Origin of the sequence: Candidatus Stoquefichus massiliensis AP9 (assembly GCF_000455285.1) — a bacterium.
Lineage (GTDB): Bacteria > Bacillota_I > Bacilli_A > Erysipelotrichales > Coprobacillaceae > Stoquefichus > Stoquefichus massiliensis.
On record NZ_HG005288.1, the window covers coordinates 317,227 to 332,889 of the forward strand.

The 15,663-nt window shown below is 32.1% G+C and carries 17 protein-coding genes and 1 tRNA gene; 14 read left to right on the plus strand and 4 right to left on the minus strand.

Translation table 11 applies throughout. The features are described 5' to 3' along the window. Window positions 1-756: 756 nt before the first annotated feature. The 3 genes from BN350_RS09505 to BN350_RS09520 form a co-directional block, all read right to left on the minus strand. Entirely contained in the window at window positions 757-1,224 is a 468-nt protein-coding gene (locus BN350_RS09505; protein ID WP_028043393.1) for a hypothetical protein, read from the minus strand. A gap of 5 nt (window positions 1,225-1,229) precedes the next feature. Beyond that, on the minus strand, window positions 1,230-1,826 hold the full coding sequence (locus tag BN350_RS09510) for a hypothetical protein (protein ID WP_028043394.1): 597 nt from the start codon (window positions 1,824-1,826) through the stop codon (window positions 1,230-1,232). Window positions 1,827-2,376: 550 nt separating this feature from the next. After that, window positions 2,377-2,739 (minus strand): hypothetical protein, encoded by a 363-nt coding sequence (locus BN350_RS09520; RefSeq protein ID WP_028043395.1) that lies wholly within the window; start codon window positions 2,737-2,739, stop codon window positions 2,377-2,379. Between the two features lie 280 nt (window positions 2,740-3,019). Between BN350_RS09520 and BN350_RS09525 the strand changes: the two genes are divergently transcribed. The 7 genes from BN350_RS09525 (at window position 3,020) to BN350_RS21335 (ending at window position 6,275) form a co-directional block, all read left to right on the plus strand. After that, entirely contained in the window at window positions 3,020-3,250 is a 231-nt protein-coding gene (locus tag BN350_RS09525; RefSeq protein ID WP_028043396.1) for a hypothetical protein, read from the plus strand. Between the two features lie 104 nt (window positions 3,251-3,354). Then, the gene (locus BN350_RS09530; RefSeq protein WP_028043397.1) at window positions 3,355-3,828 is read left to right on the plus strand and encodes an AAA family ATPase; all 474 of its coding nucleotides are present in this window, start codon (window positions 3,355-3,357) and stop codon (window positions 3,826-3,828) included. Then, window positions 3,828-4,337: an AAA family ATPase gene (locus BN350_RS18910; protein ID WP_044600232.1), complete on the plus strand. Its 510-nt coding sequence runs from the start codon at window positions 3,828-3,830 to the stop codon at window positions 4,335-4,337. The genes BN350_RS09530 and BN350_RS18910 overlap by 1 nt, the downstream gene beginning before the upstream one ends. Window positions 4,338-4,507: 170 nt before the next feature. After that, window positions 4,508-5,032 (plus strand): MobV family relaxase, encoded by a 525-nt coding sequence (mobV, locus tag BN350_RS18915; protein WP_049945544.1) that lies wholly within the window; start codon window positions 4,508-4,510, stop codon window positions 5,030-5,032. Window positions 5,033-5,090: 58 nt separating this feature from the next. Continuing rightward, window positions 5,091-5,219 carry a hypothetical protein gene (locus tag BN350_RS21665; RefSeq protein WP_261797176.1) on the plus strand — a complete coding sequence of 43 codons (129 nt, stop codon included), beginning with the start codon at window positions 5,091-5,093 and terminating at the stop codon, window positions 5,217-5,219. Between the two features lie 16 nt (window positions 5,220-5,235). After that, the gene (locus BN350_RS09545) at window positions 5,236-5,745 is read left to right on the plus strand and encodes a hypothetical protein (RefSeq protein WP_028043399.1); all 510 of its coding nucleotides are present in this window, start codon (window positions 5,236-5,238) and stop codon (window positions 5,743-5,745) included. 8 nt (window positions 5,746-5,753) lie between these two features. Beyond that, on the plus strand, window positions 5,754-6,275 hold the full coding sequence (locus tag BN350_RS21335) for a transposase (protein WP_028043400.1): 522 nt from the start codon (window positions 5,754-5,756) through the stop codon (window positions 6,273-6,275). Window positions 6,276-6,308: 33 nt separating this feature from the next. Here BN350_RS21335 and BN350_RS09555 read toward each other — a convergent pair. Further along, a tRNA-His gene (locus BN350_RS09555) sits at window positions 6,309-6,384 on the minus strand. Window positions 6,385-6,542: 158 nt separating this feature from the next. Between BN350_RS09555 and BN350_RS09560 the strand changes: the two genes are divergently transcribed. The 7 genes from BN350_RS09560 to BN350_RS09590 all read left to right on the plus strand — a co-directional run bounded on the left by BN350_RS09560 (window position 6,543) and on the right by BN350_RS09590 (window position 15,397). Continuing rightward, complete coding sequence (locus BN350_RS09560; RefSeq protein WP_028043401.1) at window positions 6,543-6,989, plus strand: S-ribosylhomocysteine lyase; 447 nt, start codon at window positions 6,543-6,545, stop codon at window positions 6,987-6,989. 124 nt (window positions 6,990-7,113) lie between these two features. Beyond that, on the plus strand, window positions 7,114-8,079 hold the full coding sequence (locus BN350_RS19985) for a MerR family transcriptional regulator (RefSeq protein ID WP_049945546.1): 966 nt from the start codon (window positions 7,114-7,116) through the stop codon (window positions 8,077-8,079). 108 nt (window positions 8,080-8,187) lie between these two features. Continuing rightward, entirely contained in the window at window positions 8,188-9,162 is a 975-nt protein-coding gene (locus BN350_RS18925) for a collagen-like domain-containing protein (RefSeq protein ID WP_049945547.1), read from the plus strand. Between the two features lie 106 nt (window positions 9,163-9,268). Then, window positions 9,269-10,042, plus strand: a complete 774-nt coding sequence (locus tag BN350_RS09575) for a MurR/RpiR family transcriptional regulator (protein WP_028043402.1) — start codon at window positions 9,269-9,271, stop codon at window positions 10,040-10,042. Between the two features lie 51 nt (window positions 10,043-10,093). Further along, complete coding sequence (locus tag BN350_RS09580; RefSeq protein WP_028043403.1) at window positions 10,094-11,161, plus strand: glycosyltransferase; 1,068 nt, start codon at window positions 10,094-10,096, stop codon at window positions 11,159-11,161. Between the two features lie 117 nt (window positions 11,162-11,278). After that, complete coding sequence (locus tag BN350_RS21670) at window positions 11,279-11,713, plus strand: collagen-like protein (RefSeq protein WP_049945548.1); 435 nt, start codon at window positions 11,279-11,281, stop codon at window positions 11,711-11,713. Window positions 11,714-11,851: 138 nt separating this feature from the next. Further along, window positions 11,852-15,397, plus strand: a complete 3,546-nt coding sequence (locus BN350_RS09590; RefSeq protein WP_028043404.1) for a SpaA isopeptide-forming pilin-related protein — start codon at window positions 11,852-11,854, stop codon at window positions 15,395-15,397. Window positions 15,398-15,663 lie beyond the last annotated feature (266 nt).

Sequence of the window (15,663 nt, forward strand, 5' to 3'; positions counted from 1 at the left end):
TGTATAAAATGATATTCTTTTGTTTAAAATTTGGTGGAAAAATGTTATTGATTCTATATTTTGGTATATTAAATAATTGCGGAACTAAAATTGCCACTTTTAAGTTTGTAATTATATTGCCTGAATTAAACATTGTAATGGATAAAGATAACAAAGAATTATTAACACTTTTTTGTATTGATGATGCTATCGTAAACAATGATTATATTGAATTCATAAATAATAAAGATTAAGTATACATAAAGATTAAACAAATTGTTAAATATTGTCCAAAATGTGAATCTATTCATTTTTACAGTAAAAGTAAATATACAAAAATGTTATTATATTCACTTATAAACAATTTTGTTTATAAAGTTATGACTGTAGTAAAAAGATATATCTGTATTGATTGTAATTATTGTTTCTATTTTTGTTGATTTAAAGCCATATAATTGGCTATGTGAGATAATGTGATTGTTTAATGATTTTCTAGAAGATATATAATTATTTGTTTAACATCATTTTTTGCACTTTATAAAGAAACAATTATGTACTATTAGCAGACGTAATAAGAGACTCACATGTTTGGAGTCTCCTATTAATTTCATAATCACTCAATTCTTCTGTAAAACCACACTTTTGCATTAAAGGATTTTGTAAAAGACTACACATATCCTTTAAAGAGGCTTTTCTGGAACCGAGTGATTATTTAAAGTACGCTTTAAATTACTTCTTAACAACTGTACGAAAATAGACTTAGAATGTTTCATGCGATTATTTAACTTCATCAAGTTTAAAGTTTACACTATTTTCCTGTAGATTAATTGTTAATTGATAATAAGTAGTTTTATTATCAAGTATATATTCAAATTCAATTATATTTTTATCAATATTTGTAATTTTTGAATTAGTACTTAATGAAACATTATTTTTTGGATCAACACCTATTCTATAGAATTGATTATCAATAATGATTGCAATACCATGTCTACTCATAATTTCATTATCTTGATATAGAAATGCAGCATCTACAACTCCACTGCTTTTCTTAAAATCAATAAAATCAGTAGCAGTAGCCTGTTTGTACATTGAGTTATCAAACTCTAAATCACTAATTTTATTCTGCAAATCTAGAATAACATTTTTTTTTGAATTATTATCATTTATCAAGAAAAGAGAAAACGATAACAAGCCTAAAAATAGTACTAAAACAATGATGAACTTAACATACTTTTTATCCATACATGTTACCAAGTTTTATTCACGAAGTGCATGTCATCTTTTAGTGGTACATAAGATGTATTAACTGTAATATAACTTGTACTAATTACATAAAAGTCAGCTGTGTTTGCATCAATTAGTTGATCTTTCATTCTTCCTGATGTCTTCATAGCTGGAATATAACCTGTAATAGAACCATTCTTTCTGGCAGGTACATAAAAAGAAGTCGCATAAGATGTTCCTTTTGTGTATGAACGAGATGTTGTTAAACTTGCTGATGTACTTGCTTTAACTTTCGCAAACAATGCATCCACCTGTGCTTGAACACTTCCACTTATCCCAACAGAAATATTCACAGTTCCAGAACTTTGTACCTTAAAACCTAAGTAACTCTGTACTGAACTTCCAGTGTTATCAAGTGATACAGTCCCAACATTCCTATACTGATTATATCTAGAAGTTGAACTTGGTTCATAAGTATATCTATGAATGTACATTGGTGCTCTTGGTTGAACTTCTCTGTTTTCCTGATCATAAACAGTATTAGAAGCACTTACTGGACTAGCAAAAACAAATATTAAGATCATTGAAAGTAATATTGCAAAATATCCCTTATCTTTCATAAATTAATTTCTCCTCTCTGAAATATTGCAACATCCTCTATCTATTTTCTTTATTATATTATAAATCTTGTAATTATGATTTGTCAATCTTTTAATTGATTATACAATTTTTTATTCATATCTTTTAATTGGAAAATATAATGATTTTACTTTCTTTTGGTGGTGATTTTATTAATTCTAATCTAACTTAATTATAGAAACTTTATTAACACTCTTATGAGATACGAAATACAGTTCACCCCTATAACAAAAAACTTACTTTATCTAATATGTAAACAAGATTATTTTTTAAATCATGAAACTCTCTTAAGAGTGCAATATAGTGCTACATAAATCCATAATTAGATTATATATTTTTTTATTGTATAAATTTGATAGAAAATCCCATTTTTATCGGTATAAACTCTTTTGCTAAGTTTATATCCAAATCATTTTCATCATATGTAATAACAAATTCTTTTATGTTGTCAAAACCACTTTGGTGTACTCTACATATAGCAAAATTCAATACATTAGCAACATACATATGTTCATTAATAAAAATTTCAGCCTACGAATCTCTACTTAACGCTAAACTATACTGCTTTTTGAACATTTTCCAATGTTCTTTTTTTATATGCGACCATGAATCAACTACAGTGAAAGTATTTCCGGAACGTTTTTTATATGCATACCCATCAAATGTCATTATCTTATTTCTAAATGGATCAGGAACATTCGGATTAATAACTATTGTATAATTATTAGCACCTAATTCTGCAAGATAATATAATGAAGTTAATGAATAATCTTCGTCAACATCATCTTTAAGTATTTCAAATAATATATCTGCTTTAGATTGATTTAAATACTTAGATAACTTTGTTAATATTGAATCTGTTGGAAATGCAATTCTGTCATTTTTAATATCCATAATATTTCCATAGCTTATTTTTGAGTCAATAGACAGTTGACGAAAGGAAATCCCCTTTTCATTCTTTAATTTGTGTATATATGTAGAAATAGATATTTGGTTCACCTCATAAACAATTATACATTATAATTCCATATTTGTATTGCAGAAATCATAAATTTGTTATTTTTTATATGATAAATCATCGCAATTATCATATACAATGATATAATAATATTAAAATAAATAAATGATTGTAAAATTTAATATTTTATTTATTTCATTGAAAGGAGGTGAATATATGGAACTAAGACAAAAGTTTTGTACATATCAAGAGCTGGCAGATGCAGTTGGATGTAGTTATCAACAAATTGCTAAAGTACATGCCAAAAGAATTATGGATGCATTTGGAATTGATCGCAAAAAACTTCCTAAGGCTGGTTTATTACCAGTAGAAGCATGTGAACAATATTTTGATGTGACAAAACCTATTGAAAAAAGAAAAGAACCATTCACTCCAACCGCCAAGTAAGACATGAATGGTTCAATCGAAGAAACATATTTTTAATATGCTCTTTTCTCATACAGTATATCAAAAAATATGTTTCATTTCAAATTTTTTTTGTAAGGAGCAATATGAATAATAGTCAAGTTTATTCACAAAGTGAATTATTAGTTAAAAAGTTTAACTTTGAACAAAATGAGATATTAGAGGGATTATTTAAATCAGGCTTATATGTACTTGCCGGAACAAGTAAAATAGGAAAATCTCTTATTACAACATCATTAGCAAATTGTGTTTCTAAAGGTATTCCCTTTTTAGGAAAAAGGACAACACAAGGAAAAGTTATTTATTTTGATAATGATAATTATGATTTTGAAACTCAGAGTAGAATAAAAGCACAAAATCATGGAATGAATGATAAACTTTTCTATAATTTTGAAAATTCAAGTAGTTTATATGATATAAAGGAATTTTTATTGGAATTAGAAAATATAGAGGAATTTAATCTTATCATCATCGATTGTCTTGCGAATCTCGAAGAATTTCCTGATACAGATGCTTTTACTGAAAATATAATACTATTAAAGAATTTAGAGATTTTATAGTGAAATATCATCTTTGTTGTATTCTTATACATCATACAAGAAAAGGAAGTTCTCATACTCAAGATAGTGTTTTAGGATCAAAATCATTAACCTCTGCATCAACTGGAACAATATTAATTGAAACAGAAAATGAGTTTAGTACACGAGGAAAACTTAGATTTATTTTAAGATCAAAAAAAGAAATCATTAATATCAAAAAAGATGATAAAGGAATTAATTGGATTTTGGATGATATGGATGAAGAAATTAATGAACATATTGATCGGAATATTCTTTTTATTATCAATGCTTTAGCAAAAGAAAAATCTAGGAAAATTGAAGGTAATTGTCAAGAGCTTGTTGCCAATATGAATTTAGATTTAAATCCTAGAGGATTATTTAAATATCTTTCTAAGCATAAAATGATTTTAGCTCAAAATAATATATCATTTAGTAGAAAAAGGAATGGCAAAGAAAGAACTATAGAATTAGTCTTTTCACCTGAAAATGACACTTGTGACATATCTTAGTGCATAAATAGAACTGTCATTCTGTCACAAAAGGAACATTGAAAATAAAATATAGTGCCTATCGGTAATCTTCAAAAGAAAAGACCAAAACATTTGGTCTAGCAAGTTATACCAAAAAGCACGCTTTTTGGAAACTTGCCCTGCCGGGGGGGGCTTTGAAAGGAGTAATTATGGCACATGTAGAAAAAATCAAGCAAAATGGAGTTATTGGTTTAGTCATTCATTGTGAGCGTAGAGAAGGTTGCGAGTTATCTAATAAAGATATTGATAAAAGTAGAACGTATTTAAATTATAATTTAGCAAAAGATCTTCAGCCATTAAAACCAGAAGTTTTTTTAAAACAACGTATAGATGAAGTAAAACATATAAATCGTAGTGATATTGTTTTTATGACTGATTGGATTGTTACAGTACCCAATGATGTTCATGAAGATGATATTGAGCGTTTCTTTGATTATACTTTTGAATTTCTAAAAGAAAAATATGGAGAAAAAAATGTTGTAAGTGCCTGGGTGCATAATGATGAAACAACACCTCATATTCATTTTTCATTTATTCCAATCATAACTATAGAAGGAATTGAAAGATTGAATTGCAAGAAGGCCATCACAAAATCGGCACTTAAACAGTTTCATCCTGAATTAGGGGCTTATTTAGAACAAAGGCTAGGTTTATATGCCATCCATTCAAAATGACGCTACAATCAACGGAAATCGCACAATAAAAGAACTCAAAAATCAAGAGGATTTAAGTTTGAAAAAAAGTCTTATCAATGTACATGAACACTTAGATGCAAGTAATAATATTATTAAATTAGCTAATGAGATTGATTTTGAACCATCTCGTTTATTGGAGAAAACAAAATCACTAAAAAAAATGTAACAAGATTATTGATGAATTGAAATATAATAATAAACAACTTCAAAATGATACTGAATCATTATCAAATCTTGTTAAGGTTCAAAAGAAAAAAATTGATAGTTATAGACAAATGCCTTTATCAAAACAATTAAAAGAGAAAGAACAAACCATTCATAATCTTTATTCATCACTCCAAACACTAGAAAATCATGTAAGAGATATAGAATATGATTTTTCACATTTAAGAAGAAATTATGACCATCTTGAACAAAAAAATGATAAGTTAGAAAATGAACTTTATTATCATAAAACATTTCTCAACTGTTTAGATCTAAATCAAATTTTTAAATCTTTTAAAAGACTTTTTAACAGAGAGGATGATTCAATAAATATCCACTCATTAAAAGAATTATGTCAAAAGGCACATGAGAAAATATCACATGTATTTCAAAGAATTAAAGAAAAAGTGTATTTCTTAGATAACTCTAAAGAAATGTCTGAAGATATTATACTTAAAGATTCTAACCACTCTTATCATGATATGTAGTTATAACTATGACGGTCTATAGAAATGATAAAGGTCTATGGTCAATAAGATATAAATATAAAGATAATAATGGTGTTTGGCAACAAAAAATGGCTTATAGTGGAAAAAGTGGTTTTACCAGAAAAAAAGATGCTATTGAAAAAGAAAAAGATATTATTCAAGAAATACAAACTTCCTTATTAAAATCATTAGAAAATAATCATAAGACATTCAAAGAAGTTATGGATGAGATACGGCATACTCCAAAATGGAAAGAATTATATCCAAAGCGTAAAGAGAGTATAGAACGTGTATTTGGAGATTGTAAGGAGCATCATAATTTAAGATATACAAGATTGCGAGGACTACAAAAAAATCAGCATCAGGCGCTGATGATTTTTGCGTGTCATAATTTAAAAAGAATGACAAGATGGAGATGGAAAACTTCATCAAATACCATTCATAATTGGTTGAAAATGATGATTTCCCGCTTTGAAACACAAAAAGAAAAGCGATACTCGTTTTGGAGTATCACTTTGTCAACAATCTGAAACCCTTGATATACAAGGGTTTTGTTAGTTATATGGGGCGGTCGATGGGAATCGAACCCACGAATGCCAGAGCCACAATCTGGTGTGTTAACCACTTCACCACGACCGCCATATCTACCTTAATTAGGCAAGTAAGATTATATAAGATTTAAATGTTTTTGTAAAGGATAATTTTAAAAAAATAAAAATTATTTCTTTGTTGGTAATAGAGATTGGCTTTGATAAATGATATGATATATCTAATATGATAAATTAAGGAGAATATATATGGAAAGAATAACAAGTTTTTGTGTTAATCATACAATGTTAAAGAAAGGAATTTATATATCAAGAATGGATGAAGATTTAACAACATATGATATTAGGATGTGTGAACCTAATATTGATGAACCATTAGATCCTAAAGCAGCACATACAATTGAACATATCGGAGCAACACTTTTAAGAAATGGAAAATATAAAGATTCCATCATTTATTTTGGACCAATGGGGTGTATGACAGGATTTTATCTCATTACAAAAGATTTAACTTTTGATGAGATTAAAGTATTAATAAAAGATATTTTCACTCAAATTAGTCAATGGAGTAATGAAATTCCTGGTGCTAAGAAAGAAGAATGTGGCAATTATACCTACATGAATTTAAACAATGCAAAGAAAGCTGCACAATATTTTATTGAATGCTCTTGGGAACATGAGTATCATTTCTTATAAGTTTATCAAGAAAGATAAACTTTTTTTCATTTATATCTTGACTATATAGTCACTATATAGTGTTAAATGAAGATGTAAAGATAAGACATATTATATATAAACTTTAACAAATAAGGAGATATTTATGAAAACAAACGAGGTTGAAAGAAAAACAGGATTAAGTAAACAAACAATACTATATTATGAAAAAGAAGGCTTAATTAATCCACAAAGAGATGATAATGATTATCGAAACTATAATCAGGATGATATACAGATTTTAATATTGGTAAAAATGTTAAGATCAATGAATATTGGAATAGATGATATTCGTTTAGTATTACAAGATCAATTATCTATTCAAGATTGTCTTAATACTCAAAGTATGTATATTGAAAACAATTTAAAAGAAATACAAAATATTCAAAAGACTATCAAATTTTATAAAGAAAAACATATTCCTTTAATTCCAGCGTTACAAGATGTTGAAAAAATTGATTCTAAAACATATTTTGGATTTTATAAAACAACACCTCATGTTTCGATTGGAAGAAAACTTACAAGGAAATTCTTAATTAAGGAAATATTTCTTCAAACTTTATATTCAATCATTCTTGCATCAGCAATTACCTATGGATATTTACGAATAACTCATGAATTATCTATCAATGTATGGATTATCAGTTTTTTCTGTTTTATTCTTTTCATATTTATATCATTTGGTATGGGATTTGGTGAAATGAATGCATTGACTATAAGCCAAAATATAAGTGTATTTATTGAATTTGATGAGACTGGTATTTATTATCATCAAAGAGAGAATTTTATAAATCAACTCAAATATGCATATAATGTATTACAAGGAAGAGATGTATTAAAACATATTCAATACAATAAAATTCAATCAGTAAAAATAAAGCATGTTCAAAGATTTATGAAAATTCCTGGAACTAATTTACCAACAAATATAGATACTGTTGATTTCGAATTTCATTTTAATGACAATACCTATCTTTATTTTATTAATCCTATTATTTTAGATAATGATCTATCATTGATTCGTGCTATTTTAAAAGAAAAAATTAATGATTTTATAGAAATTAATTTATAACTTTATATTCATTCTCTTGGAAACCTTTCTATTTGAAAGGTTTTTGTCTATTCCTTTTATAGGATATTCCATATATTAAATTGAAACCATATAAAAGGAGGTGATTATATGAATGAATTCTTTCAAAACAATTGTCCACAAAAACAAGTTTTAGATTTATATCATTGTTGCCCAAACAATCGTTATTGTTCACCAATTATCATTAACTGCGCTTCTGGAATAACAGGTTCTACTGGACCTCAAGGTATTCCTGGACCGACTGGTGTAACTGGTCCAAGTGGGTTACCAGGAGTAACAGGTCCTACTGGACCAATGGGATTACAAGGACCTACTGGTCCTCAAGGTATTCCTGGACCGACTGGTGCAACTGGTCCAAGTGGGTTACCAGGACCAACAGGTCCTACTGGATCAATGGGGTTACAAGGACCTACTGGTCCTCAAGGTTTTCCTGGACCGACTGGTGCAACTGGTCCAAGTGGGTTACCAGGAGTAACAGGTCCTACTGGACCAATGGGGTTACAAGGACCTACTGGTCCTCAAGGTTTTCCTGGACCAACTGGTGCAACTGGTCCAAGTGGGTTACCAGGAGTAACAGGTCCTACTGGACCAATGGGATTACAAGGACCTACTGGCCCTCAAGGTATTCCTGGACCGACTGGCGCAACTGGCCCAAGTGGAATAACAAATCAATCATTTGCATCGTTTATAAATTTTGCAACACAGTTTTCTAATGGTGAAATAATGGCATTATATCCATCTATTACTGATTCGTCACAAAACATTACTTCACTAGATTCAACAAGAATTCAATTACAGCCAGGATATTATCTTGTTAATTATGAGGTAAGTGCCATTCTATCAACGGATGGCTATATGCAAATTACACCATACTATAACAATGCACCTCATCTTGATTTTGGTATTTATTCACGTACTGGTCTTGCAAAAGAAACTGCCGAAGGAAGTTCTACACTTATTATTCACGTAGAAACGCCAACAATATTTACACTCACATTCAATTCCAACGTTACCAACACCGATGCACAACTGACTTTAACAATTTTAAAATTAGAAAGAGAATAAACTTGAGGAGATGATTTATTTTTTATCTCCTTTTTATACAATGAGTGAAATTCAATTTCATTCATATGAAATACGTGTTAAAATAAGATAAAGGATGTGATATTTTATGCTTAAAGAATTATTTGAAATAACTCCATTAACACCTCAAGAAAAACGAATAATAGATTACATTCAAAAAAATCCTGAATGTATCATGAATCATAACGCTAAAGAACTAGCTCAACTTACATATGTCAGTTCTCCTACAATTGTGAGATTGACAAAAAAACTTGGTTTTCATGGTTATCCAGATTTTCAATTAACTTATGCAAAAGAATATAGTATGTTTCAAACCGAAAATATTCAACTTTCTCAAGAGAGTTCCATTGACGATATTATTCAATACCTTCCTAAAATCTATAATCGTATATTTAAAGAAACGCAACATTTGGTAAAAAAAGAAGCATTTGTAAGAACAATTAATTATATGATACAGGCAAAACAAATTGACTTTTACGCAAATGATAATAACTATTCAGAAGTCCAATCGGCCTGTCTGAAATTAAATACTTTAGGAATTAGAGCTCAGGCATTTAATACTTTAAGTCAACAGTATGTTGATACATTTTTACCTCAAAATGTTCTCTCTTTTGTAGTGAGTCATTCTGGTAAAAATCAGACAATGGTCGATGCTGCCTATTATTTAAGAAAAAAAAGAGCCAGAATCATAGCCATTACAGGTATTTTAGATCCAACACTCTCATTAATTTGTAATGAAAGTTTATATATTGATGCATCCCTATTTTATCATCCTGGTAATTTAATGTTATATGGATTATCTATTCATTATATATTAGATATTTTGATTGTATCACTGATGCAAAAAAGAAAACGATTATAAAGACTTAGGAACATATAAACTTTATGCTCATATATTATATTGGTGAAATATATGATAACAATAAGTGTATGTATGATTGTGAAGAATGAAGAAGATGTTTTAGAGAGAGCTTTAAAATCTATAAAGGATATTGCTGATGAAATCATTATTGTTGATACTGGATCAGTTGATTCTACAAAGACTATAGCAAAACAATATACAAATAAGATTTATGATTTTGAATGGTGTGATGATTTTTCAAAAGCAAGGAATTATTCTTTTGCTAAAGCAACAAAAGATTATTGTATGTGGTTAGATGCTGACGATATTATATTAGAAGCAGATCAAAAAGAATTTTTGAAGTTAAAAGAAACATTATCTCCTGAAACATCTGTTGTCATGATGAGGTATAATACGAATTTTGATAGAAATGGTCATCCAACTTTTACTTATTATCGTGAAAGATTATTAAGAAGAAGAGACTGTTTGAGGTGGGAAGGATTTGTTCATGAAGTTATTAGTCCTAGAGGTCAAATTATATATAGTGAGATTGCTATTACGCATATGAAGCTAAAAGCAAACCCTTATCGTAATTTAAAAATATTCCAAAAGAAAAGAAATGAAGGTGTTGTCTTTTCCCCTAGAGAAATGTTCTATTATGCAAGAGAATTGTTTTATCATGAATATTTTGATGAAGCTATATCTGAATTTAAAAGATTTTTGAACTCCAAAAGAGGATGGAAAGAGAATGCTATATCAGCATGTCAATTCTTAGGATACTGTTATTATCATAAAGGCGATAGACAAGAAGCGGTAAGCTGGGCATTACAAAGTTTATGTTATGATGTTCCACGTGCAGAATTATGCTGTGATTTAGGAAAGTATTTCTTTGAACTTGAATGTTATGAACAAGCAATATTCTGGTATGCTATGGCATTATCATGTCAAAGAAATGATCAATCTGGAGGATTTGTTTTACCTGATTGTTATGATTATATCCCTTATATGCAACTATGCTTATGTTATGATGCTATGGGAAATCATGAAACTGCCCAGTTTTATAATGAAATGGCTGGAAAGTGTAAACCAAATGATTCAAGTTATCTCTATAACAAACAGTATTTTGATAGAATTCTTTAATGTTTGAAACCTAATTTTCATTAATTAGGTTTTTATTTTTATAATCAATGACAAACCCATAGAGCATTCTTCTTTTTTGACATATATTATTTTAGGTTAATAAAAGGAGGTGAAAAAATGGATAGTTTGTTTGAAAATATGTTCAAAAATATTAATCAGCAAAATTGCTGTCAAAATGAATGTAATAGCTGCACATGGTGTCCAGGTAGTCGATGCTGTCCACCAATCATCATCAATTGTGCAACAGGAGCGACAGGACCAACAGGACCAATTGGACCTATGGGACCACAAGGCTTCCCTGGACCAACAGGAGCAACAGGTCTGATGGGGCCACAGGGAATTCCAGGAAATACTGGTTCACAAGGAAATACTGGTGTGACGGGACCAGCCGGTCCTCAAGGTAATCCAGGACCTATCGGTCCAACAGGTATAACAGGACCTACGGGTCCAACAGGAACAATGGGACCTACTGGGGCAACAGGAGGTACTGGACCTATGGGAGCAACTGCGCCATGTATTTATACCAAACCAAGGAAAACCCTTTGTTTATAAGGCTTTACATAACAATATAGAAAAGAAAGGAACTCTATAACCACACTAAACCATAAACAAAGGGAATAGTATTTCGATTTAAGCACTAGCAATAGTGCTTTTTTTGATACCAAAAAGTATAGAAAGGAATTTGATAGAATGAAGAAAATACTTAAACGGTTGCTTACTGCCACAATGACACTGGCAACCCTTTTTACCTCTTTGCCTGCTACACAGGTACACGCTTCATCAAACAGCGTTGTCCGTTTGGAAAAGCACCCACAGTATGGCTATGAATTTGACAATAGCTATCCAGCCCCATTTAACTATAAATCTGGCTGGCAGAATTGGTGGACGTTCCACATGAATGTTGATTCTAGCGGACTGGAAAAGATTGTCTACTGTATTCAGTTCAGTATTCCATGTAATACAGGCGACCGATACAATCATCAGAATACCCACCCAGATATCAACGCTAAGGAACAAAAGCTATTACAGCGTGCCTTGGTCTTTGGATATAACGAGAATACGGGCAATTTGTATGGTGGCTCATGGCTTGACAATGCTATGGCAACGCAAGCTATGGTATGGGTCATTACAGGCGGTCAATATGGTACATCATGGGAAACACGCATTGCTGATAATCTTCTACAAGATAACCCAACCGCACGAAATATCTACAATCAAATTCGTGCCAACATGGAAAGCTATGATACTATCCCCTCATTCACAACTTCTAGTGCTGGCAGTGCCAAAGATTATGAAATGAAGTACAACATGAACACTGGCAAATTTGAATTAACACTAGAGGACAGCAGAAACGCATTGAAATACTTTGACTTTTCCGCTTCTGGTGTGAGTGTACAACGTAACGGTAACAAACTGGTGCTATCCGCACCGACTGAAAAACAGTTCGATACCATCACATTAAAAGCAAACAAGAACCTGCCTAAAGACGCTTTACCCTCTTTGATTTCTGGTACGCCCGAATTTTGGTACAACCCTACACAACAGAATTTCACTTCATTAAATGTGAGTGGTTCTCGTGAAGCTGTACCAGCCTATTTCAAGTTACATACAGAGAAAATCGGACATATTAAATTAAAGAAAACGTCCGAAGATGGCAAGGTAAGTGGATTGCGTTTCCAGATTACAGGAAACGGCATTGACCGTATCTATACCACAGATAAAGACGGCAATATCCCCATTCAGAACCTTGTTGCTGGCGATTACGTCATTACCGAAGTAGACACACCGAACAAATACGTTCAGCCACATACACAGGTGGTAACGGTCAAGCCTGCTAAAACCACAGCGGTAGACTTTAGCAATATCCTGAAAAAATTCAATATCCATGTTACAAAGTCAGACGAAGAAACAGGAAACGACCAACAGGGTGACGCAACGCTTAATGGTGCAGAATATGATATCTACAACAGTCAAGGTGACTTAGTAGACCATATGAAAGCAGACGGCAAGACTGCCACAAGTAAATTGCTGGTCTTAGGTACTTACAAGATTTATGAAGTTGTACCGCCAACAGGTTACACCTTGAACAACGAGCCTATCACTGTAAATGGTGACTTTGAGGGGCAGACCGTAGAAATAGGACGAGCTGACACAGGTATCACCGATAGAGTTATCAAGGGTCAAGTTGCAGTCACAAAGTTTGCAGACAAGCCACTGACTGGAAACAGTGAGGACGGCGGTGTCAAACAGCCTTTAGAGGGTATCGAGTTTACGTTGACCTTGAAAAGTACAGGTGATGAAACCTGCAAGATTACAACTGACGCAGACGGTTACGCTATCACTCCATTACTGCCTTATGGTACATATCGCATTGAAGAAACCAAAGGTGCAGAGGGTTACAGAAAGATTGAGCCTTTCGACATCAAGATTGACAGCAACGGCAAGATTTACAAGTATATCCTAGAAAATACTGTCTATGAAACAGACGTGAAAATTGTCAAGAAAGACGCTGAAACAGGCAAGGTCATACCTCTTGCTGGTACGCAGTTTAAAATCAAGGATAGTGCTGGCAACTGGGTAACACAGAAATACAATTACCCAAAGCCAACGACCATTGATACGTTTTCTACTGCCGAAGATGGAACGCTGGTTCTTCCACAATCTTTGCCTGCTGATGAGTATGAATTGCATGAAGTCAAAGCACCATATGGCTACACGGTATCAAAAGAGCCTATTCCCTTTACCGTATCAGCCAGTGACCCATCTACCATGCTGGAAGTCACAAGCAGAAACAAGCCAGTAAAAGGAACGGTCACGATCGAAAAGCAAGGTGAGCGTTTTGTGGCAAGTGACTTTATCGGTACAGAATTAGGTATCATGTTCTCACCTATTTATGAGTTGAAGAATTTAGAGGGTGTGACCTTTGATATCGTGGCGGTTGAAGATATCACCACACAGGACGGTACTGTCCGTTATGAACAAGGTGAAATCGTTGATACGCTTACCACAGGAAAAGACGGCAAAGCAACATCAAAAGCACTGTATTTAGGAAAGTACCAAGCTGTAGAAAAAAGTACACTGGACGGCTTTGTGTTAGATGGAACGGCACATCCATTTGAATTGACCTATCAAGACCAAGATACAGAAATAGTCACAACTTCTATGTGTCTTGAAAACACACGACAGAAAGCTAAGGTTTCATTATTCAAGGAGTATGAAACAGTAAGCGGTCAAGAGTATAACCCATTATCAGAAATCAAATTCGGGTTATATGCCCGTGAAGATATTTTAACGGCAAGTGGTGATATTGGCATGAAAAAAGGTTCATTCATTGAAGTTGTGAGCCTTGATGAATTAGGAAATGGAAATATCAATACCGACCTGCCAGCAGGAAGCTACACAATAAAAGAGATAGCCACAGGAAAAGGTTATCTACTCACTGATACAGCTTACGACTTTGATTTTGCATATATGGGGCAGGAAGCACCTTATATCCCAATCCATGTGAATGACGGAAAACCAATCAAGAATAAGCTCATGCGTGGCAATCTTGAAATCACGAAAACAAGTGAGGATAAAAAGATTGAGGGTATCAGCTTCAAAGTATCTGGTGCAACTGAAATCGGTACGACTTATGAGGAAGTTTATAAGACAGATAAAAACGGTAAAATCAGTATCGAAAATTTATTAGTCGGCACTTATGAAGTATCAGAGGTTGTAGACGATTTGACAGTCGGTTATATCACACCAGAGAGCCAGACCGTTACTATCAAACATGATGAAACATCAGAAATCAAAATGGAAAACAAGCTCATTCATGGTGGTTTCAATCTGTTAAAAACAGACGAGGACAAGAAGCCTTTAGCTGGTGTGAAGTTTGGTCTATATAAGGCAGACGGCACACCGATAGCAGAGTTTACCACGGGTAAAGATGGTACATACGGCATGAATGATTTGTTATATGGTGATTATTATCTAAAAGAGCTGGAAACAGTAAAAGGCTTTGAATTTGACAAAGAAACCGTATATGCGTTCAGTGTATCAAAAGACGGTGAAATCATCGAGATAACAGCCGTCAATAAAAAGATACCAGAAAAGCCAGTCATTAAAACGGACATTCCGAAAACTGGCGACAACAGCAACGCTATGGCATTACTGCTTATGCTTGGAATGTCTGGCATATCTTTAGCAGGTATCAGCTTCATTCAGTACCGCAAGAAGAAAAAAACTGAATAGCAGGCGGTGAGGATATGAACACAGCACGTTCCCCACCGTTTTAACTGAAAGAAACAGCCAAAACATGGCTGGTAACACCCTTACTTCTGCTTAGTGACCGTTTTTCAGTATGAATGTAGCTTGTCAAGGGTGCTGAAAGCACAACGCTTGCCCTTGATAAGATACAGTCAGACTGATACCCTATGTCACGCAGAAGAAAGAAACACAACTGAATATAAAACAATATAGAAAGAAAAGAGGAAAATTCAATGGAATTAAAATATGTA